Genomic DNA, 21,263 nt, shown 5'->3' with positions numbered 1-21,263 from the left:
GTCGCTAGCCTTTTTCTCAGGTTTGTATACAGAACAACGATTGGGTTTTACTGCTTGATGTGGTTAAATCATCAGACAAACCGAGCGGCTATTGCCGCTCGGTGCGTTTTGGAAAATGATAAATATAAAGTTGGTATATGTTCAGAGAGAACAAAGAAAAGGTTGAAACCATCATCAAATCCCAAGAAGAGGCATCTTCGCCTCGCTTAAATGGGATCCAAAGGCTACGTGATTGCTGCTTCATTCTCGGTTGCTTAACAGCAATTCTTATCTCTATTGCTCTGCTTTCTTTTGACCCAGCAGACCCTTCCTGGTCGCAGACGGCATGGGATGGGGATGTTAAAAATCTTGGCGGTCAATTTGGTGCCTGGGTTGCAGACAGTCTTTTCTTTGTTTTTGGCTCTATTGCCTATCCTCTCCCTATCGCTATTTCCGTTATGACCTGGGTCTTTTTCCGTAAACGCACGGAAGAAGAGCCGATCGATTTCGTGCTGTGGGGAACTCGCCTGCTTGGTCTAGTGATTGTTACGATCACTAGCTGTGGTCTTGCAGACATTAATTTTGATGATATTTGGTATTTCTCGTCAGGAGGAGTGATTGGTGATGTGATCACAAATCTTGCTCTGCCGATGTTTAACCTGCTTGGTACCACATTGGTATTGCTTTTCCTATGGGGAGCAGGATTTACCTTACTGACAGGAATTTCCTGGCTTTCTATTGTTGAGTGGTTAGGTCAGTCCGCTATAGCTGCCGTTGCATGGTTTATTAATCTTTTACGTGGCTCAAAAGAAGAGCACATCAAACCAGAACTTCACGAACCAGTTTCAGATCTAAAAGGTGAAGCGGAAGAGTCAGAACCTCATTTCTCGGCTCTTGATGAATCAAAAGAAGAACCCGAGTCCAGATTCAATATTCATATTCCTCATTCGGCTCAACAACCTGAGCCAGAACCTTTGGTACATGACACAGATACCCCTGACTCTCAACCGTCGGTTCAATCTGACTGGGATGCTGAAGAAAGACAACTTTCACCTGATGCGACAATAGAAGAATTGACGCAGCAAGCTGAACAGGCGAACGACTACGCGGAAAATGCCGGAAAAGTAGCAGCTAGTGAACAGGTTTCTGAGCACAGCTCTGGTGACCTGCCATGGGAGAGTTTGCCTTCTGATGCTAATCCAGAAGAAGAGGTAGAAGAATTATCTCGAGAAATCGCTCATGAAACTATTAACTTTGATGCGGTGGATGTGGAAGAGACTCACCCAACTATTTCTGAGTTTGAGTCACAACCAGTAGAGAGTGAGATTGAACCTGAGCCTATTGAAGTTTCTCAATCAGAAGAGGCGGCGTCGGAGCCTGTCGAAGAACAGCAGTCAGAACAGCCTGCTGAAGAGAAAGATGAAGACGTGGCTGCATTTCAGTCTTTGGTGGCTGATGCTCAGAAAAATATGGCAGCCAGCCAGAATCCTTTCTTGATTCAAAAGGATCAAACGCTGCCTGTTCCTACGTCACCTATGCCAACACTTGAGTTGCTTTATCACCCTGAGAAACGTGAAAACCATATCGATCGAGCTGCGCTAGAAGATATTGCACGTCTGGTAGAAGCGAAGCTGGCAGACTATAAGATAACAGCGAAAGTTGTCGATATTTTCCCTGGTCCCGTCATTACCCGCTTTGAGCTGGACTTGGCTCCAGGTGTTAAAGTTAGCCGAATCTCAGGTTTATCTATGGACCTGGCGCGTTCACTTTCTGCCATGGCAGTTCGAGTAGTTGAAGTGATTCCAGGTAAGCCGTACGTCGGGCTTGAACTACCGAACATGAGCCGTCAAACCGTTTTCTTATCGGATGTGATAAATAGCCCTCAGTTTGAGAGTGCAACATCGCCAACAACCGTTGTGTTAGGTCAGGATATTGCGGGTGAGGCGGTAGTCGCCGATCTAGCAAAAATGCCTCACGTACTGGTGGCAGGTACTACAGGTTCTGGTAAGTCGGTCGGTGTGAACGTCATGATCCTCAGTATGCTTTACAAAGCGAAACCTGAAGATGTTCGCTTTATCATGATTGACCCGAAAATGCTGGAGCTTTCGGTTTACGAAGGTATCCCACACCTGCTTTCTGAAGTCGTAACCGATATGAAAGACGCATCGAATGCACTTCGCTGGTGTGTGGGTGAGATGGAACGTCGATACAAGCTTATGTCGGCACTTGGTGTACGTAACATCAAAGGTTTCAACGAAAAGCTGAAAATGGCAGCCGATGCGGGGCATCCAATCCACGACCCGTTGTGGCAACCTGGCGACAGCATGGATGAGATGCCACCTTTACTTGAAAAACTGCCTTACATTGTTGTTATCGTTGACGAATTTGCCGATCTGATGATGGTAGTGGGTAAGAAAGTGGAAGAGCTGATCGCCCGCTTGGCCCAAAAAGCTCGTGCAGCAGGTATTCACTTAATTCTCGCCACGCAGCGTCCGTCGGTCGACGTAATTACCGGTCTGATTAAAGCGAATATACCAACCCGTGTCGCCTTTACTGTATCAACCAAAACGGACTCCCGAACTATTCTGGATCAGGGCGGTGCGGAATCCTTGCTGGGTATGGGTGATATGCTTTACCTACCTCCAGGTTCAAGCCACACAGTACGTGTTCATGGGGCATTTGCTTCAGACGATGATGTTCACTCCGTCGTAAACGACTGGAAAGCGCGTGGTAAGCCAACCTACATTGACGAAATTACCAACGGTGAGCAGACCGCAGATACTCTGCTTCCGGGAGAATCAATGGAAGCGGATGAAGACGTAGATCCACTGTTTGATCAAGTGGTAGAGCACGTAGTGGAAAGCCGCCGTGGTTCTGTGTCTGGTGTGCAGCGCCGATTCAAGATTGGTTATAACCGCGCCGCTCGTATTGTCGAGCAGTTAGAAGCTCAGGGAATTGTGAGTGCTCCTGGTCACAATGGTAACCGAGAGGTACTGGCTCCACCGCCAATCAAAGATTAGTTAAGGTAATGAAACAGAGGAAAGTATTCGTTGTCCAATCGGTATCAAGAGAAAACCGAGTAGTAATAGAGAATTAAAATGAGTAGATGGTTAATAATCTGTGCCTTAGGCATCTCGACTGCGGTATTTGCGTCTCCCAAATCAGAATTGAGCGAAAGGCTGAGCAAGAACGAAGGCTTTAGCGCTGACTTCTCTCAAACTGTTACAGCGCCCGATGGTGAGGTTATCCAAGAAGCCAAAGGAACAGCAGAAATCGCTCGTCCGAACATGTTTCGCTGGTCCACTGATTTTCCAGATGAAAGCGAGTTAGTCTCTGATGGTAGTAGCGTATGGTTTTACGAACCGTTCATGGAGCAGGTTAGTATTTACAGCCAGGAGCAAGCGACCGGGCAGACTCCATTCGTACTTTTAACTCGTGACCGAAAAAGCGACTGGGATAATTACGAAGTGGAGCAGAAAGACAACCGCTTTGTGCTTAAGCCAGTAGATAAAAATACAACGCAAGGTCTGTTTGTTATCGAAGTGACGGGTAAGGGGAAGATAGAAAGCTTTTCCGTTATTGAGCAGGACGGTCAGACAAGTGAGTTTACATTTACTTCAATGAACTTATCAGCGCCATCTGAGGATACCTTCACCTTTACTCCGCCAGAAGGAGTTGAGGTGTACGATGAACGCGATGGGTTAAGTAATGAGTAACCTTAACCATGAGTAATTACACGCTGGATTTTGCTGGTGGCGATGATTTTCGACCTCTAGCCGCGAGAATGCGTCCAGAGACTGTTGAACAATACATTGGTCAGCAACATGTCCTTGGTGAAGGTAAACCTCTGCGACGTGCCCTAGAAGCGGGGCATCTGCATTCCATGATTCTATGGGGACCGCCGGGCACGGGCAAGACAACGCTGGCAGAGGTTGCTGCGAACTATGCCAATGCCGAGGTTGAGCGAGTATCGGCAGTAACGTCTGGCGTGAAAGACATTCGAGTAGCCATTGAAAAGGCCAGAGACAATAAGTCGACAGGTCGTAAAACTATTTTGTTTGTAGACGAGGTGCATCGTTTCAACAAAAGCCAGCAAGATGCCTTTCTTCCACACATCGAAGATGGCACGGTCACTTTCATTGGTGCTACCACAGAAAACCCCTCTTTCGAGCTAAATAACGCTCTACTTTCCCGAGCCAGGGTATACAAACTCTCTTCTTTGAATAACGAAGACATTCTTCAGGTACTCAATCAGGCTTTGAATGACAAAGAGCGCGGATTAGGTAACGAAAAGCCAACTTTGAAGAAGGAGTTTTGGATCGTTTAGCTGAACTCGTTAATGGCGACGCCAGAATGTCACTCAATTACCTTGAGTTGTTATTCGATATGGCGACCGAAGAAGAGGGCGCAAAGTACATTCCTTTAACGCTATTAGCCGAAGTCGCTGGTGAGAAAGTCGCGCGCTTCGATAATAAAGGGGACGTTTGGTACGACCTTATTTCTGCTGTGCATAAATCAATTCGAGGTTCAGATCCGGACGCGGCACTGTACTGGTCTGCCAGAATGATTTCTGCCGGATGTGATCCGCTTTATATTGCTCGCCGATTACTTGCTATCGCCTCCGAAGATATTGGCAATGCAGACCCTCGTGCAATGCAAGTTGCCCTGTCAGCTTGGGATTGTTTTGCTCGTGTTGGACCAGCGGAAGGGGAACGCGCCATTGCGCAGGCGATAGTTTACTTAGCATGTGCTCCAAAAAGTAATGCTGTATATAACGCTTGGAAACAAGCACTGAGAGACGCTCAGAATCACCCCGAATACGAGGTACCGCCTCATCTTAGGAATGCACCGACCAGTTTGATGAAAGATTTGGGTTACGGTGAAGAGTACCGATACGCACATAATGAACCCGGAGCCTACGCTGCTGGGGAAGTTTACTTTCCTCCTGAAATGGCAGAAACCCGCTACTATTTCCCTACAAATCGGGGCTTAGAAACCAAAATCGGCGAAAAGTTAGATTATCTCGCCTCTTTGGACACAAAAAGCCCACAAAAGCGCTATGAAAAGTAGCGCTTTTTGGATATCTTTACCGAGTTAAATTTCTTAGTAGCAGGGGAGCCTGCTACGTCTTCAAAACAAACCAAAAGGCATAGGATTAGCAATGCTGGATTCTAAATTACTTCGAACTGAGCTGGATGAAACAGCTGCAAAATTAGCACGTCGCGGCTTTAAGCTAGACGTAGAGACAATTCGTCAACTTGAAGAACAACGTAAGTCCATTCAAGTAGAAGTTGAAAATTTACAATCCTCACGCAACTCCATCTCCAAGCAAATTGGTCAGAAAATGGCTGCTGGCGACAAAGAAGGCGCGGAAGAGATTAAAAAACAAATCGGCAACCTTGGCAGTGAGCTGGATGCAAAGAAAGTGCAGCTGGCTGAAATTCAGTCTCAGTTAGAAGACGTAACCCTGTCTGTACCAAACTTGCCAGATGACTCTGTGCCAGACGGTAAAGACGAAAGCGAAAATGTTGAGATTTCTCGCTGGGGCGAACCGAAATCGTACGACTTTGAAGTGAAAGATCATGTCGACCTTGGTGAGCTTAGCGGTGGGTTGGACTTCGCAAGCGCGACCAAAATTACGGGTGCACGTTTCATCGTAATGAAAGGTCAATTTGCTCGTCTGCATCGTGCAATTGCACAGTTCATGCTGGATCTTCACACCGATGAGCACGGTTACACTGAAATGTACGTGCCGTACCTTGTGAATGCAGATAGTCTCTATGGTACAGGTCAGCTTCCAAAATTTGGTGAAGATCTGTTCCACACTGAGCCACTGACTGAAAAAGTCAGCGATGAAGAACCTCGTAAACTATCGCTGATTCCAACCGCAGAAGTGCCAGTAACGAATATGGTTCGCGACACCATCTCTGAAGAAGCTGATTTACCGCTTAAGATGACAGCACACACACCTTGTTTCCGTTCTGAAGCGGGGTCTTATGGTCGTGATACACGTGGTCTTATCCGCATGCACCAGTTCGACAAAGTAGAGCTGGTTCAAATCACTAAACCAGAAGATTCAATGGATGCACTTGAAGAATTGACTGGTCATGCTGAAAAGGTACTTCAGCTTCTGGAGCTTCCTTACCGTAAAGTCGTACTTTGTACTGGTGATATGGGCTTCGGTGCTCGTAAAACTTACGATTTGGAAGTCTGGGTTCCGGCTCAGGAGACATACCGCGAAATTTCATCTTGTTCAAACATGTGGGACTTCCAGGCACGCCGTATGCAAGCTCGTTTCCGCCGTAAAGGTGAAAAGAAACCAGAGCTTGTACATACATTGAATGGCTCCGGTCTGGCAGTAGGTCGTACCATGGTTGCTATATTGGAAAACAACCAGGAAGCGGATGGTCGTATCGCCATTCCAACCGCACTTCAGAAGTACATGAATGGTGCAACGCACATCGGTTAATTAACTGAGTTAAAACGTAAAAAAAAGACTGGCTTATGCCAGCTTTTTGCGTTTTGAATGCCCTTCCTTACTGGAAGCAAACGTCTTTTTCTAAAGCGCTTGATATAGCAGAAATCAGTATATCGACATGCTGCTCTTCACTAATGTACGGAGGCATCATATAAATTCTATTCATAAACGGGCGAATCCAGACACCCTGCTGAACAAAATGCTCCTGAATCACTTCCATATTGACGTTCTGATGGGTTTCTACAACGCCAATTGCTCCGAGCCAGCGCACGTTGTTAACGCGTTTATTAGATGCTAGTTTTGGAAGCTTTTCTGAGAACCAATTTTCTATATTCTGTGTTTGTTGTTTCCAGTCATTGGTTTCAAGCAGCGCTAAACTTGCGCTGGCAACGGCACATGCTAAAGGGTTACCCATAAACGTGGGACCATGCATAAAACAGCCTGCTTCGCCTCCGCAAACCGTATTCGCGACTTCTTTTGATGCCATAGTGGCAGAGAGGGTCATGTATCCCCCGGTAATGGCTTTTCCTACGCATAGAATGTCTGGTTCAATCTCAGCGTGTTCAGATGCAAACATTTTACCCGTACGACCAAACCCAGTGGCAATTTCGTCGAGAATCAGAAGAACCTTGTACTCATCGCACAAGTGACGAACCTCTTTCAAAAACTGGGGATGATATATATGCATGCCTCCAGCACCCTGAACAATGGGTTCTAAAATGACCGCAGCAATATCGCTTTGATGAGTTTTGAGTTTCAGCTCAAAATCAGTGATGTCATCTGGCTTCCATTCATCGAAATACCCAGATTTTGGATTTTCAGCAAAAATGTGTTCTGGCAGAAAGCCTTTATACAGGCTGTGCATGGAGTTATCAGGATCGGTGACTGACATCGCCGCAAACGTGTCGCCATGGTATCCATTTTTCAAAGTTAAAAACTTCGGACGCTTTTCTCCTTTGGCATGCCAGTATTGCAATGCCATCTTCAAACTGACTTCGACAGCGACTGACCCAGAATCGGCGAGGAATACGTGTTCCATTCTACTTGGTGCGATGTTTAATAGCTTTTTGCAGAGCTCAATGGCGGGTTCATGAGTAAGCCCACCAAACATCACGTGCGACATTTTATCGATTTGAGTTTTTGCTGCTTGATTCAGAACTGGGTGGTTATACCCATGAATAGCCGACCACCAAGACGACATCCCATCAATAAGCTCTTTACCATCTTCCAAGTGGATCTTAACTCCATTGGCTGATACGGCTGGATAGCAGGTCAGAGGTGTGAGGGTAGAAGTGTAGGGATGCCAGATGTGCTCTCGGTCGAAGGCTAAATCCATGGTGCTCTCTTTAATTTTAATTGTTTAAAAAATGAACAATTGTAAACCTTGGTTGGGTTTGCAATGTTGACAGTCTATCGGTTGTCAGTACACTAGCCAAGTAGCAATTAACAATAATCAAAATTAAGGATACGCACGTGGAAGTACGTCATAACTGGACTCATGCTGAAGTCAGAGCCCTTATGGATAAGCCGTTTATGGATCTGTTGTTTGAAGCACAATTGATTCACAGACAACATCAGCAGCACAACCATGTTCAGGTAAGTACCCTGCTTTCAATCAAAACCGGTGCGTGTCCCGAGGACTGTAAGTACTGCCCTCAGAGTGCCCGTTACACAACTGACGTCGAAAAAGAGCGTTTGATGGAAGTGGAACGAGTTCTCGATGCGGCTCAGAAAGCCAAGAATGCTGGTTCAACTCGTTTTTGTATGGGAGCTGCCTGGAAAAACCCAAAAGAAAGAGACATGCCACACCTAACCCAGATGATCAAAGGGGTAAAGGGTATGGGTTTAGAAACCTGTATGACTTTGGGTATGTTAACGCCGGATCAGGCCAGTGAACTGGCAGATGCTGGTCTGGACTACTACAACCACAACCTGGATACTTCACCTGAATTCTACGGCAGCATTATCACCACTCGTACTTATCAAGATCGTCTGGATACGCTTTCGCACGTTCGTGATGCAGGTATGAAGATCTGTTCTGGCGGTATTATCGGCATGGGTGAAAGTGTAAATGACCGTGCTGGTCTTTTGGTTGAACTGGCGAACTTACCGGTTCACCCTGAGAGTGTTCCTATCAACATGTTGGTTAAAGTGAAAGGTACGCCACTTGAAAGTGTGGATGACGTTGAACCGTTTGATTTTATCCGTCTGATCGCCATCGCACGCATCATGATGCCGATGTCGGCAGTTCGCTTGTCTGCAGGACGTGAAAACATGAATGAGCAGATGCAGACGTTATGCTTTATGGCTGGTGCTAACTCTATCTTCTATGGCTGTAAGCTACTGACCACACCAAACCCTTCTGAAGACAAAGATATGCTTCTGTTCAAAAAACTTGGAATCAACAGCCAGGCTGTTAGTCAGAAGCCAGACGAAATTGAAGAGAATGAATTGCTTGATAGGGTAGTGGAACGTGTAGCAGCACGCCCAGCAAAAGACGATTTGTTCTACGATGCAAGCGTTTAAAGACCGAATCCAGTCCCGGCTAAAAGAGCGTGAGGAGAAAGGGCTGTCTCGCCGACTCACGGCTTTGAGCGGGGCAAATAGCTCGGATTTTCAACGAGATGGTAAGCAATACCTAAATTTTTCCAGCAACGATTATCTTGGTTTGGCAACAGAGCCAGACTTAGTGTCTGCATGGCAGCAGGGGCTGAGTTTATATGGTGCCGGAAGTGCGGCTTCTCCGCTTATTACTGGCTTTTCCGATGCTCACTGCAAGCTAGAAGAGACTTTGTGTGAATGGCTGGGTTTTGACCGAGCCATCTTGTTCAGTTCAGGTTTTAGTGCGAATCAGGCTGTGCTTTTTTCCCTTTTGGAAAAAGATGATCTTCTTATCCAAGATAAGCTAAACCATGCGTCGCTAATGGAAGCGGGGATGTTTTCTCCAGCGTCCATGAAGCGCTTCAGACATAATGATATCGACCACCTGAATTCGCTTGTTGACCCTTCGAAATCTACGTTGGTAGTGACTGAAGGCGTTTTCAGCATGGATGGAGACCTGTCTCCATTGTCCTGTCTGGCAGAAAAAGCCGAATTGAATAATGCCGCTTTGATGGTGGACGATGCCCATGGAATTGGCGTACTGGGTGAAGAAGGTCGGGGTAGTTGTGAATATGCTGGTATTAAACCAGACATTCTGGTGGTGACATTTGGTAAAGCCCCAGGCTTATCTGGTGCGGCAGTGATGTGTAACGCCAATTTGGGTGATTACTTTACGCAATTCGCTCGTCATCATGTTTATTCGACCGCAATGCCGCCTTCCCAGGCGCATGCTCTGACTCATTCTGTTTCCTTGATGCGTACACAGCAATGGAGAAGGGAAAAACTAGCCGAGTTGTCAGATGCTTATGATGAAGCGCTTGCCGATTTACCCGGATTCGTCCACACAGATACTCCGATTAAACCTTTTCTCTGTGGGGAAGCAGAGGTAGCGGTAGATGTAGCTCATAACCTCAGAGAACAGGGGATTTGGGTGACGGCTATTCGTCCTCCCACAGTGCCTAAAGGTCAGGCGAGGCTGCGCATTACATTGACAGCGAATCACTCGATAGCAGACGTAGCAAAGATGGCAAACAAGATTAAACAAGTAGTAGCGAGTCGCGTATGTTAGAACAAGCGGTTTTAATCTCTCATCACACATCCGATAAACGAGCCATTTCCGAATCTTTTGGGCGTGCTGCAGCAACGTATGATCAGCATGCCGCGTTCCAGCGCCAGGTTGGTCATCTTCTTCTTGATAAAATGCCTGAGGATCTGACAGGAAAAATCATACTGGATTTAGGCTGCGGTACTGGTTACTTCTCTGAAATTCTGGCTACCAGAGGCGCTAAGGTGGTGGCGGCAGATCTATCGGAAGCAATGTTGTCCGCGACAGAATATCGATGTGAGGGACTGAACGTGCACTGCGAAAATGTCGATGCAGACTCTCTACCATTTTCTGACAACAGCTTTGATTTTGTTTTCTCCAGCTTGGCGTTGCAGTGGTGTGATGATTTATCCGTGCCGCTAAGGGAGATTCAACGAGTAGTAAAGCCGGGTGGGAAAGCATGGTTTTCTACTCTTCTGGATGGCTCATTGATAGAGCTAAAGAACGCATGGAGCAAAGTTGATGCATATCAACATGTGAATGCATTTTTATCCAGTAAACAGGTAAAACTTGCGTTAGCGCAAGCAGGATGTAGTACTCATCACATAGACTCGTTTCCCATCACTTTGAGATACAACTCTGCTCTGGAGTTGATGCGAGACTTAAAGGGCATCGGTGCTAACTATGTCGAAGGTCGCTCAGTTGGTCTGGTTACAAAGTCCAAGCTGAAAGACGTAGATAAAGCCTACCGACGCTTGTATGCCCATCAAGATCTATTACCTGCAACTTACCAAGTTTGTTTAGGAGAGATATCAGCATGCTAAATGCATTTTTTATTGCCGGTACGGACACCGAAGTGGGAAAAACGGTTGCTTCAAAAGCAATTCTCCAAGCCCTTAATGACAAAGGATTTTCAACCATTGGCTACAAACCGATTGCCTCGGGGTGCGAGCTGACAGAACAAGGGAAGAGAAATTCAGACGCTCTTCACCTGCAAGAAGCTTGCAGTCTTGATGTAAGCTACGATGACGTAAATCCATTCCCAATGATGCTCCCTGCCTCTCCACACATTGCGGCTAAGCGCGACGGTATGGAAATTGATTATGACGTGCTAAGCGAGAAGCTTTCTCAGCACAAACAGAAGGCAGACGTGGTTCTTGTTGAAGGAGCGGGAGGCTGGAGAGTTCCAGTTTCAGATTCTGACTGCCTGTCGACTTGGGTTAAGAAAGAAAAACTGCCTGTAGTGCTGGTGGTTGGGATTAAGCTTGGTTGCCTGAGCCACGCTATGTTGACGGCTGAAGTTATCAAAAATGATGGTTTGGAGCTTGTAGGCTGGGTGGGTAACCGAATTAATCCGGGCACTGAGCATTATGCTGAAATCATCAAGATGCTTGAAGACAAAATTCCTGCACCTAAGCTGGGAGAGATCCCATACGTACCAAGTGCCAAGAGCAAAAACATTGGTAAGTATATTGATGTGTCGGCTTTGGTTGAAGAAGCCATATTTGCTTAATTGACCGCTGCTTTGGAACAACAAAAAACGGCTGCTCAGAAGCAGCCGTTTTTTGTTTTTGAATTTCTTATTTTTCTGCAGTTAGACCCATCAATGCTTGCTGAGTGTCAGTGATCTGCTGCTGGCGTTGAACGTCTGATTTCAACCCTAGCTGCTCACGCGCCTCATCTTCGGTTAAACCCAAGTGGCAGCAAAGCATATCAATAGCCATCTGAAAATTTCCGTTGTCATTCATGTTTCCATTCTCCGTGGATATTCTATTTGGGAATCGCTTTCCGACGTCCCAACTCTAGATCTAGTGTCATTCGACGGCAATAAGACTATGGTCTAATACCCGAGTATAAGACCGCTTGTTTGTGCGATAACTTCCTGAAGTTCTTAAGATTGAATGAATATTCACAATTTGAGCATCTCAGACATCAAATGTTGCAATTTTGCTCTTAACCTTGTTTTTAAAATTTAAGACTATATGTATATGTTACATTCTTAGGTGTTTTGTCGAGCGCTTATAAGGTATAAGAAAGCTCTTCATTCTAGGGTCAACAGATCCTAAAGTATGACTAGCCGAAGAGTTAGATAAAGTAAGCTTCCTATTTGGAGAAAAATTAATGAAGCGTGTGATGTTATTCTTGGCAACCAATTTAGCCGTTATATTGGTGCTAAGTATCGTATTAAACATTGTTTATGCTGTAACTGGAATGTCACCAGGTAGCCTGTCTGGTTTACTTGTCATGGCAGCGGTATTTGGTTTTGGTGGCGCGTTTATCTCACTGCTGATGTCTAAGAAGATGGCATTGCGCTCTGTGGGCGGTCAGGTCATCGAAAGCCCACGTAATGAGACAGAACACTGGTTGCTTGAAACCGTTCAGCGTCAGTCTCAGCAGGCAGGTATCGGTGTGCCACAAGTTGCTATCTATGATTCACCTGATATCAATGCCTTTGCAACAGGTGCAAAGCGCAATGATTCTTTGGTCGCAGTTTCGACAGGTCTTCTGCACAATATGACCCGAGATGAAGCTGAAGCGGTAGTCGCTCACGAAATTAGCCACATTGCTAACGGCGATATGGTTACCATGACTTTGATGCAAGGTGTTGTGAATACCTTCGTTATCTTCTTGTCTCGCTTTATCGCTAATATTGTCTCATCTAATGACGATGAAGAGGGCGGCACTAACATGATGACGTATTTCGCGGTATCTATTGTGCTGGAGCTTGTATTTGGTTTCCTAGCTAGCTTCATTACTATGTGGTACAGCCGTCGCCGTGAGTTTTATGCTGATGCCGGAGCTGCGGATCTGGTTGGTAAGCATAAAATGATTGCAGCGTTGGAGCGATTGAAAGTCAGCCACGAGCCGAAACTGGAAGGTTCGATGATGGCATTTGGTATCAACGGTAAGAGTGCACTTTCGGCACTTATGTCTAGTCACCCACCTCTAGATAATCGTATTGCTGCGCTTCGAAACAGCTAAAACATACTGAATAGTAAAAGAAAAGGTCCGATTTTTATCGGGCCTTTTTTGTTTGTGATCCGTTTTGATTTTCCCCTCGTAAACAAAACTGACAGCAAAAGTTATACAAAAATATATTTGTACAACTTTTACAGCTATATTAAATATGTGTACAAAAAAAATAATTGTATAACTAATGGGAAGTCAGTAGCGGGGTAAAGATGGATATTGAGCATGTAGCAGATTTTTACCGTTCACTTGGGAAGCACAATTTAGGCACGGTGAAAGAACTTTATCACCCAAACGTGGTATTTGAAGACCCTGCTCATCGTTTAGAAGGAAATGGCGTTCTTTATGCCTACTTCGAAAGCCTGTACCAGAATGTTCAACAGTGTAATTTTCACATTCACGAGAGCCACCAGTTCGGCGACACAGGGTTTATCGTTTGGACCATGTCACTGAAGCACCCCAAGCTAAACCGAGCTAGAGAAGTAAAAGTGGATGGCGTTAGCCAGATCTCCTTTGAAGACAATAAAGTCAAGCACCATAGAGATTACTTTGACTTGGGGTCAATGCTTTACGAGCAAATTCCGGTGCTCGGCTTACTTATTAAGAAAATTAAGTCGGGGTTAGGGCAATGAGCAAGCAGGTAGTATTGATTACCGGAGCGACTTCAGGCATCGGGCTTCAGCTTGCCAAAGATTATGCACAGTCCGGGCATCAGGTATGGGCATGTGGTCGAAACCACGACCGATTGCAGGAACTGGAACAACACTCAAGCAATATTAAAACGTTGCAGTTTGACGTCACCGACAGTGAACAGACCGCGAAAGCCTTCAATGAACTATCACCACGCCCAGAGCTCTGGATATTTAATGCTGGTGATTGTGAGTACATCGATAACGGCGAGGTTAGCACTCAAGTCTTTCAGCGTATTGTAAACGTCAACTTCCTTGGAGTTGTTAACTGCTTAGAAGCCAGCCAGACACAGGTTATGAAAGGTGATCATCTGGTCATAATAGGTTCTATTGCCAGTGAAATTGCGCTTCCTAGAGCAGAAGCTTACGGCGCATCCAAAGCCGCGCTCAGTTACCTGGCCAGAAGTCTGGCTTTACCGAAGAAGAAAGAAGGTGTCGATGTTTCCATGGTTTATCCAGGGTTTGTCGAGACACCGCTTACTGATAAAAACGACTTCCCGATGCCTTTGATGGTCAGTGTGGAAGAAGCATCTGAAAAGATTCGTCTTGGTGTTCATGAGAGACGAGAAAGTATTTATTTTCCCAAAGCGTTCACCTGGATTCTAAGAACGATTGGGCTTTTACCTTACTCGTGGCAACGAAGAATTGTCTCGAAGTGGGTGACAACGGGATAGGGATGGAGGACAAATGAAGATTGCTATTATTGGGTCGGGCATATCAGGGCTAACGTGTGGATACTATTTACATCAAGAGTACGATGTTACGATTTTTGAAGCCAACGATTACATTGGCGGGCATACCGCCACAATTGATGTAGAGCGAAAAGGCAGAACTTATGCTGTAGATACTGGCTTTATCGTTTACAACGATCGCACATACCCTAACTTTATATCAATGATGAATGAGATAGGGGTGACAGGTACTCCAACTCAGATGAGCTTTAGCGTGAGCAATCAAAGCAACGGGTTGGAATATAACGGTCACACGCTTTCTACGCTATTTGCTCAAAAACGTAATTTTCTCAATCCCAAGTTCTATCATTTCATTTACGAAATTCTTCGCTTCAACAAACTCGCAAAAAAGGCAGTAGATGAAAATGATTGGGTAGAGCAGACCCTTGGAGACTTTCTTCAGCAGAACCGTTTCAGTCACTACTTCACCGATAACTATATTCTGCCAATGGGAGCGGCGATATGGTCTTCTACACTGGCTGATATGCGAGCGTTTCCTCTGCAGTTTTTCCTCAATTTCTTTTTGAATCACGGTCTGCTTGATATTACTGACCGACCTCAATGGTATGTGATCAATGGAGGTTCTAAAGCCTATATTGATCCACTTACCAAAGGCTTTAAAGACAATATCCGTCTTAACAGCCCGGTGGAAAGCGTAGAAAGAAGGCATGGTGGAGTACTGATAAAGTCACGACACGGAATGGAGCATTTTGATGCTGTCGTCTTTGCCTGTCATAGCGATCAGGCTCTCAGGTTGCTGAGTGATCCGTCTGAGAAAGAGCAGTCTTTGCTGTCAGATATGCAATACCAAGCTAATGAAGTTGTTCTTCACACCGATACCCGACTGCTTCCTGAAAAACGCGCGGCTTGGGCATCTTGGAATTATCTTCTCTCTGGGGAAGATGGCGAGGAGCAATCTTTACCTTCTTTGACCTACAACATGAACATTCTCCAGCATATAGAAAGCGATGAAACCTTCTGTGTTTCCTTGAATTCGAGTGACAAGATTGATGCGTCAAAGGTTATCCGACAATTCACTTACCACCATCCTGTGTTCACTAAAGAATCACACGAAGCACAAAAGCAGAAGACCTCAATCGATGGTTTGAACTCGACATGGTACTGCGGAGCATACTGGTACAACGGGTTTCATGAAGACGGTGTTCGAAGTGCGATAGAAGTGGTTGAAGGCATCAGAATGCAAGCAGCGGCACTCAAGAAGGGGGTCGCATGACTTTCTCAAGCTGCATGCTAGAAGGCGAAGTGACGCACAGGCGGTTTTCCCCTGTGAAGCACAGCCTGAGATATCCGCTGTTTATGCCTTGTTTGGATCTGGATGAATTAGAACATCTGAAAGAAAAACTGATTGGATTTGGTGACAAACGTTGGCACTGGGCTCGTTTTCGCCGAGAAGATTACGTGGGTTCTGGTGATTTGAAAGAAGCAGTTCAGCAAAAAGTTCGAGACCTGACGGGTGTAAAGCTAAAAGGAAAGGTGAAAGCTGTCTGCCATCTGAGGTATTTCGGCATCTATTTTAGTCCGGTCAATTTTTACTATCTGTACGATGAACAAGATGAATGGCGCTATCTTCTGGCAGAAGTCAGCAATACCCCCTGGAATGAGCGCCATTACTATGCTGTGAAAGCCGAACCTGGGGAACAACGAGAAAACTGGAAACACGATAAAGAATTTCACGTATCTCCTTTTAATCCTATCGAACAACAATACGTTTGGTCGTTAAAACCCTTGACTAACAAGCTGATGGTGCACCTTGAGTGCCATCAGGAAGAAAAAGTGTTTGATGCTTCCATGGCGATGGATGCGAAACCTTTGAACCGATGGACGCTGATTCGATACCTGGTAAAAACTCCAATCATGGCTGTGAAAGTGGTTGTGGGCATTTACTGGCACGCACTCAAGCTCTGGGTCAAAGGCGCGAATTATTACTCTCACCCTGATAATAAAAATAAGGAAACACCTCATGCTAAATAGCCGTTCCTTTGCCTCTGAAGGTGTCCTGTCTGTTCGTCAGCAGGCTTACCGATCTCTGGTTTTAAAGTTGTTAGGTAATTTGTCCAAAGGGCAGGTCACGATTACCGAAAGATTTGGTGAGCAAATGGAGTTTGGAGACCCATCTGCTGAACAAAGAGCAATCATAGACATTCTGGATGCAGACTTTTACGAGCGGGTGGTAAAAGGAGGAAGCATTGGTGGAGCAGAAGCTTACATGGACGGTTTATGGGATAGCCCGAATTTAACTCAGGTAACCCGTGTAATGGCGGAGAATCTGGATACTCTGGATGCGGTGGATAAAAACGTTGGTTGGATCCAGAAAGCTGGATTACGGGTTGCACATTGGCTGAATCGAAATTCACTTACTCAGTCAAAACAGAACATAGAAGCGCACTACGACTTAGGCAACGATCTATATACATTGTTTCTTGATGAGAACATGTTGTACTCGTCAGGTATCTACAATTCAGAGAATGATTCGTTAGCTTCGGCACAAATCAACAAGATGGAACGTCTTTGTCAGCAGCTCCGACTGACTAAAGACGATCACGTTCTCGAAATCGGTGCTGGGTGGGGAGGGATGGCGATTTACATGGCATCCCGATACGGATGTCAGGTTACCACCACTACGATCTCAGAAGAGCAGCATGCGTACGCCAGAGATCAGATAATACAGGCTGGGCTAGAAGATAAGATCACACTGCTCAAAGAAGACTATCGTATGCTTGATGGTCAATACGACAAGGTCGTGTCGATTGAAATGATTGAAGCGGTAGGCAAGCAGTATCTGCCTTCTTATGTTGAGAAATGTTACTCCCTGCTTAAACCGGGAGGGCTGTTAGCCATTCAGGCGATCACCATTGCGGATCAAAGGTTCGAACAATACAGCAAACAAGTCGACTTTATTCAAAAGTACATCTTCCCAGGCGGTTTTTTGCCGTCCGTTACTCATCTTTTGGAACAAACGACACGTCATAGTGGTTTTGTTGTCAGGGACTTATATGACATAGGGCAAGATTATGCCCGTACGCTCTCCGACTGGCATCATGCCTTTAATCAAGCTTATCCTCAAGTGATTCAGCTTGGATACGACGAAAGGTTCGTGCGTATGTGGCGTTATTACCTGAGCTACTGTGAAGGTGGTTTTCTGGCGAATACGATAAGCACCGTTCACCTGACATTCCACAAGGTGAGCTGATTATGATCAGCAAGAGCAATGTACCTGTTATCGCCAGCAGCTTATGGTTTCAGGGGCTTTGGTTCCTTGCTGTCATCGGTAGAGAAAACACTCAGGCATGGTTAGTTGTAGCCAGTGTATTGACTCTGTTGTTCTGCTTTGTTGATGAAGTGAAAAAGCTGAGGCTAATTTTTGCCGTTAGTGCTCTCGGTATTTTAGTCGACCACATTAACTGGCAAACAGGGCTTTTCACTTTTCCTTCTGTGTCCTTCCCTGTCTGGCTTACGTTGCTCTGGGGGCTGTTTGGTTGGTATGCCGTGCAAATGAGAAGTCTGGTGAACCGATACCCAAGAATTTTCGTATCGCTATTAGTAGGGGTATCCGGATCATTAAGCTACTTTGCCGGCTATCGCTTAGGAGCGGTAGACTGGGAGCTTGGCGTCTTACTCACCCTCTCCATTTTGTTCTTGGAATGGTTTTTGCTCGGCTATTTTGTGACCAAATTACTAAGCTCTCGCTGGGGGATGTTATGAAAAAGTACGTAGGTATTTTGATGTTCGGGATTTTGATGGCTGCTAATGCTCAAAGCTCGACACCAAGCTCACAAGATAACCAAGACTGGGACGGATGGAAAACCGTTGGTAAATCCAGCTTAAGCTGGTTGTTTTTCGATATTTATAAGTCTGAGCTAAAAACCCCTGATGGCGTATACAAAGAGAGCGGTGATGTGTCGCCTCATCCTATGGCGTTGCTTATCAACTACCTTCGAGATATTCCTAAGCAGCAATTGCTGGATGTAACTCAGGAGCAATGGGAGCATTTGGGTTATAGCAAGGAACAAAGAGACGATTGGATCGCGACTTTGTCAGGTATATATCCAGACATCAACAAAGGTGAAAGGTTGGTGTACGTGTCTGATGGCGAGAATGGTCAGTTCATTTTCTACGATTCTCAGAACAAGGCGAACCACCTTGGTGATATAACCAGCGAGCAGTTAAACGACGCATTTCTTTCTATTTGGTTCTCACCTAATACCGAATACCCAAAACACAGAAAACAATTGATAGGTCAACAGACCTTAGGAAAACGTAGATGAAAAAAATCCTGATTCTCTGGCTTATTACTCTTTTAGCCGCTTGTTCAGCCGACATCGATGATTATCAAGCGGCGACGCCGAATTTCGATTTATTTGGCTATTTTGAAGGAGAGTCTCAGGCCTGGGGAATGATTCAGGATTACACAGACAAGCAGGCACGCCGCTTCACGGTTGATTTGGTTGGTACTGTAGAAGAAAACACGCTCACTTTGGTCGAGGACTTTGTATTCGATGACGGAGAAAAAGACCAAAGGATATGGGTCATCACCCGAGAAGACGATGGCAGTTATATTGGAAGAGCCGATGATATTGTTGGAGAGGCGACGGGTGTCGAATCAGGCAACGCTCTTCATTGGCGTTACGACTTTTTGCTCGAACTTGATGATTCGACAATTGAAGTTCATTTCGATGACTGGCTATACCGTCAGGATGAAAAACACGTGTTCAACCGAACTTCAATTCGAAAGTTCGGAATCGAAGTCGCTGAAGTGACGATATTTTTTCAAAAGTGATCTATGTGGCTCAGATCTATTTTGAGTCCAGCTTCCTTTCTAAATCTGCTTTTACGATCTCCAGTGCAGCCAATGCTGTCTTGGCTTCAATTTCATTCGATTCGAGAAGATAAATAAGGTCGACAGCCAACTTGATTTCGTCAGGTGCTGAATCTAGTGGAGTAGGGTTGCTCATGGCTGATTACGTTCTCTATAAGTAATTTGATTTTCGAGTTTTAGTTTGGATTCCTGACAGCGCTTTAGCCTCTGTTCTGTGGCTACTAATGCTTGTTGCGCCTGACCCTGCATATAGGCTGGCGAGGCATCCAGTTCCCGTTGTTTTTCTAAAACCAGCTCCTTGAGGCGACGTTCCCATTCTTGGTGCTGAGCCATTTCCTGATATAGCTGGTTAATCGGTTTTTGAAAGTGGCTGGAATGCTTGATTTCACTTTTACGTATGGTTTGAGTTGACAGCTCTCTTTGAATGGCTTCCATCTGAGCAACCATCTGAGAGGTTAAATGCTCTGCTCTAAGAGCTGTTAATCGCCCGCTTTCTTGCTCTCGGACGATAGAATCATAAGTCGCTTGGAGTTCTTTTACGCATGGTACAAGAAGACGAGACCTACTGTGAAAAAGCCTTTCATCAAACAACGGCTGATGGTGTTCGCCTCTCTGCCTGTCGAGTTGTGCAGCTTGTTCACTAAGCTGCTCGATTTTCTGTTTTAACGATCTGAAATTGCTCATAGGCTTACAAACCATGCATCAAACGCTAATTTTCCAGCCAGAACTACGACAACGGTAATGAATACTGGTCGTATGAACTTTGCTCCGAACCTGATAGCTGAGTGAGCGCCTACATAGGCACCTGCCATTAAGCATACACCCATGGTGAGCCCAAGTACCCAGTTAATGTGACCTAAGATTGCGAAAGTAATCAGAGAGGTGAAGTTACTGGTAAAGTTCATGGCTTTTGCCAGTCCAGACGCTAGCAGAATGTTCATTTTGTACAAAGCCATACTACTGACGGTCCAAAATGCCCCGGTTCCCGGACCAGCAACCCCATCATAAAAACCTAAAGTGAGGCTTTGTAGCCACTGCTTTCGAGTCAGGCTTGGGCACGGTTCAGGAACGGCATTATTGGATGCATTTACGGGTTTGTGCCAAATGGTGTAAAGCGCTGAGAGCAAAATGACTAATGGAAGAACTTTTTCCAACCACTCTGTGCTGATCGCATCAACAACGAGTGTTCCTAGTGTCGCACCTATTAACGTTCCTATAAATGCTTTCTTCCAGCACTCAGGTCTGAATAGACGTTTTTTATAGTAAGTGATGGCTGCAGTCGAAGAAGCAAAAGTTGCAGCGAGTTTATTGGTACCTAGTGCAATATGTGGTGGCAGACCCAGCGAAAGTAGGGCAGGGACAGTAAGCATACCGCCTCCACCAGCTACAGCATCGATAAATCCGGCTAAGAATGCCACTAAAGCGAGCACCACCAACATTGTTGGCTCAATGAATTCCATGTATTAGTTTTTCTTTATTTATAATCGACACGTCGTTATTAGTATTCGATACGTCGTTTGAATGGGGGCAATGAGTCAATCAAAGACTTGCCATATCGCTTGGTGACAAGTCTTCTGTCTAAGATGATGACTCTACCAGAATCTCTTTCTTTACGCAGCAACCGCCCGACAGATTGAATCAGCTTTTTACTGGCTTCAGGCACAGATATTTGCAGGAAAGGATTTCCACCTTTTCTTTCTATATATTCCGCATGCGCTTCCTCTACAGGGGATGTCGGAACGGCAAACGGAATTTTTGTGATGATGAGGTTTTCAAGTAGTTTACCCGGCAAATCTAAGCCTTCAGAAAAGCTGCCTGTTCCAAATAGAATACTGGTCTTTTGTTTTTCGCAATAAAACTTATGCTTCTTCAGAATTTCATTTCTTGAAGATTCCCTCTGGACTTGTAGCATCCACTTTTCAGATTTGGCTTT

General features: G+C 45.4%; 22 protein-coding genes and 1 pseudogene. 17 read left to right on the top strand and 6 right to left on the bottom strand.

Going from position 1 to position 21,263, the window contains the following annotated elements:
* The first annotated feature begins 137 nt into the window (after positions 1-137).
* From RH89_RS20630 to serS, 4 genes and pseudogenes are all read left to right on the top strand, one after another.
* Entirely contained in the window at positions 138-2,999 is a 2,862-nt protein-coding gene (locus tag RH89_RS20630) for a DNA translocase FtsK (RefSeq protein ID WP_004406042.1), read from the top strand.
* Positions 3,000-3,077: 78 nt separating this feature from the next.
* Positions 3,078-3,695, top strand: a complete 618-nt coding sequence (gene lolA, locus RH89_RS20625) for an outer membrane lipoprotein periplasmic chaperone LolA (protein WP_004406041.1) — start codon at positions 3,078-3,080, stop codon at positions 3,693-3,695.
* Between the two features lie 8 nt (positions 3,696-3,703).
* A pseudogene (locus tag RH89_RS20620) lies at positions 3,704-5,049 on the top strand (replication-associated recombination protein A).
* Positions 5,050-5,140: 91 nt separating this feature from the next.
* Positions 5,141-6,448, top strand: a complete 1,308-nt coding sequence (gene serS / locus RH89_RS20615; RefSeq protein ID WP_004406040.1) for a serine--tRNA ligase — start codon at positions 5,141-5,143, stop codon at positions 6,446-6,448.
* A gap of 67 nt (positions 6,449-6,515) precedes the next feature.
* Here the strand turns inward: serS and bioA are convergent, their stop codons facing one another.
* Positions 6,516-7,793, bottom strand: coding sequence for an adenosylmethionine--8-amino-7-oxononanoate transaminase (gene bioA / locus RH89_RS20610; RefSeq protein ID WP_004406039.1), 1,278 nt, complete (start codon positions 7,791-7,793; stop codon positions 6,516-6,518).
* Between the two features lie 137 nt (positions 7,794-7,930).
* Here bioA and bioB point away from each other — a divergent pair, with 137 nt between their 5' ends.
* Genes bioB through bioD form a run of 4 tightly spaced genes read left to right on the top strand, consistent with a single transcriptional unit; the run spans position 7,931 to position 11,616 of the window.
* A complete protein-coding gene (gene bioB, locus RH89_RS20605; protein WP_004406037.1) occupies positions 7,931-8,983 on the top strand; it encodes a biotin synthase BioB in 1,053 nt (350 codons plus the stop codon).
* Positions 8,970-10,127, top strand: a complete 1,158-nt coding sequence (gene bioF, locus RH89_RS20600) for an 8-amino-7-oxononanoate synthase (RefSeq protein ID WP_004406036.1) — start codon at positions 8,970-8,972, stop codon at positions 10,125-10,127. Before bioB ends, bioF begins: the two co-directional genes overlap by 14 nt.
* Complete coding sequence (bioC, locus tag RH89_RS20595; protein ID WP_004406035.1) at positions 10,121-10,927, top strand: malonyl-ACP O-methyltransferase BioC; 807 nt, start codon at positions 10,121-10,123, stop codon at positions 10,925-10,927. The genes bioF and bioC overlap by 7 nt, the downstream gene beginning before the upstream one ends.
* Positions 10,921-11,616: a dethiobiotin synthase gene (bioD, locus tag RH89_RS20590; protein WP_004406034.1), complete on the top strand. Its 696-nt coding sequence runs from the start codon at positions 10,921-10,923 to the stop codon at positions 11,614-11,616. The genes bioC and bioD overlap by 7 nt, the downstream gene beginning before the upstream one ends.
* 67 nt (positions 11,617-11,683) lie before the next feature.
* On the opposite strand, the gene RH89_RS30130 is transcribed toward bioD, so the two are convergent.
* Entirely contained in the window at positions 11,684-11,851 is a 168-nt protein-coding gene (locus RH89_RS30130) for a hypothetical protein (protein ID WP_004406033.1), read from the bottom strand.
* Positions 11,852-12,224: 373 nt separating this feature from the next.
* Here RH89_RS30130 and htpX point away from each other — a divergent pair, with 373 nt between their 5' ends.
* The 9 genes from htpX (at position 12,225) to RH89_RS20545 (ending at position 19,291) form a co-directional block, all read left to right on the top strand.
* Positions 12,225-13,085 carry a protease HtpX gene (gene htpX, locus RH89_RS20585; RefSeq protein ID WP_004406032.1) on the top strand — a complete coding sequence of 287 codons (861 nt, stop codon included), beginning with the start codon at positions 12,225-12,227 and terminating at the stop codon, positions 13,083-13,085.
* 200 nt (positions 13,086-13,285) lie between these two features.
* The gene (locus RH89_RS20580; protein ID WP_004406030.1) at positions 13,286-13,705 is read left to right on the top strand and encodes a nuclear transport factor 2 family protein; all 420 of its coding nucleotides are present in this window, start codon (positions 13,286-13,288) and stop codon (positions 13,703-13,705) included.
* On the top strand, positions 13,702-14,436 hold the full coding sequence (locus RH89_RS20575; RefSeq protein WP_004406028.1) for an SDR family NAD(P)-dependent oxidoreductase: 735 nt from the start codon (positions 13,702-13,704) through the stop codon (positions 14,434-14,436). The genes RH89_RS20580 and RH89_RS20575 overlap by 4 nt, the downstream gene beginning before the upstream one ends.
* A gap of 13 nt (positions 14,437-14,449) precedes the next feature.
* Entirely contained in the window at positions 14,450-15,727 is a 1,278-nt protein-coding gene (locus RH89_RS20570; protein WP_004406027.1) for an NAD(P)/FAD-dependent oxidoreductase, read from the top strand.
* Positions 15,724-16,485, top strand: coding sequence for a DUF1365 domain-containing protein (locus tag RH89_RS20565; protein ID WP_004406025.1), 762 nt, complete (start codon positions 15,724-15,726; stop codon positions 16,483-16,485). The genes RH89_RS20570 and RH89_RS20565 overlap by 4 nt, the downstream gene beginning before the upstream one ends.
* Positions 16,475-17,704, top strand: coding sequence for an SAM-dependent methyltransferase (locus tag RH89_RS20560; protein WP_004406024.1), 1,230 nt, complete (start codon positions 16,475-16,477; stop codon positions 17,702-17,704). The genes RH89_RS20565 and RH89_RS20560 overlap by 11 nt, the downstream gene beginning before the upstream one ends.
* A gap of 2 nt (positions 17,705-17,706) precedes the next feature.
* Positions 17,707-18,216 (top strand): DUF2878 domain-containing protein, encoded by a 510-nt coding sequence (locus RH89_RS20555; RefSeq protein WP_004406023.1) that lies wholly within the window; start codon positions 17,707-17,709, stop codon positions 18,214-18,216.
* Positions 18,213-18,779: a chalcone isomerase family protein gene (locus RH89_RS20550; RefSeq protein WP_004406022.1), complete on the top strand. Its 567-nt coding sequence runs from the start codon at positions 18,213-18,215 to the stop codon at positions 18,777-18,779. The genes RH89_RS20555 and RH89_RS20550 overlap by 4 nt, the downstream gene beginning before the upstream one ends.
* The gene (locus RH89_RS20545) at positions 18,776-19,291 is read left to right on the top strand and encodes a DUF3833 domain-containing protein (protein ID WP_004406021.1); all 516 of its coding nucleotides are present in this window, start codon (positions 18,776-18,778) and stop codon (positions 19,289-19,291) included. The genes RH89_RS20550 and RH89_RS20545 overlap by 4 nt, the downstream gene beginning before the upstream one ends.
* 16 nt (positions 19,292-19,307) lie before the next feature.
* On the opposite strand, the gene rsmS is transcribed toward RH89_RS20545, so the two are convergent.
* From rsmS to RH89_RS20525, 4 genes are all read right to left on the bottom strand, one after another.
* Positions 19,308-19,466 carry a pleiotropic regulatory protein RsmS gene (gene rsmS, locus RH89_RS20540; protein WP_004406020.1) on the bottom strand — a complete coding sequence of 53 codons (159 nt, stop codon included), beginning with the start codon at positions 19,464-19,466 and terminating at the stop codon, positions 19,308-19,310.
* Positions 19,463-20,014: a primosomal replication protein gene (locus tag RH89_RS20535; RefSeq protein WP_004406019.1), complete on the bottom strand. Its 552-nt coding sequence runs from the start codon at positions 20,012-20,014 to the stop codon at positions 19,463-19,465. The genes rsmS and RH89_RS20535 overlap by 4 nt, the downstream gene beginning before the upstream one ends.
* Entirely contained in the window at positions 20,011-20,790 is a 780-nt protein-coding gene (locus RH89_RS20530) for a sulfite exporter TauE/SafE family protein (RefSeq protein WP_004406013.1), read from the bottom strand. Before RH89_RS20530 ends, RH89_RS20535 begins: the two co-directional genes overlap by 4 nt.
* A 38-nt stretch (positions 20,791-20,828) precedes the next feature.
* Positions 20,829-21,263 (bottom strand): helicase C-terminal domain-containing protein (locus RH89_RS20525; protein WP_004406011.1); only part of this gene is annotated, 435 nt, incomplete at its 5' end.

It is taken from the genome of Vibrio nigripulchritudo ATCC 27043 (assembly GCF_000222685.1).
Taxonomy (GTDB): domain Bacteria; phylum Pseudomonadota; class Gammaproteobacteria; order Enterobacterales; family Vibrionaceae; genus Vibrio; species Vibrio nigripulchritudo.
Note: the sequence above shows the minus strand (reverse complement) of the source record. Positions and strands in the feature narration are given on the sequence as shown.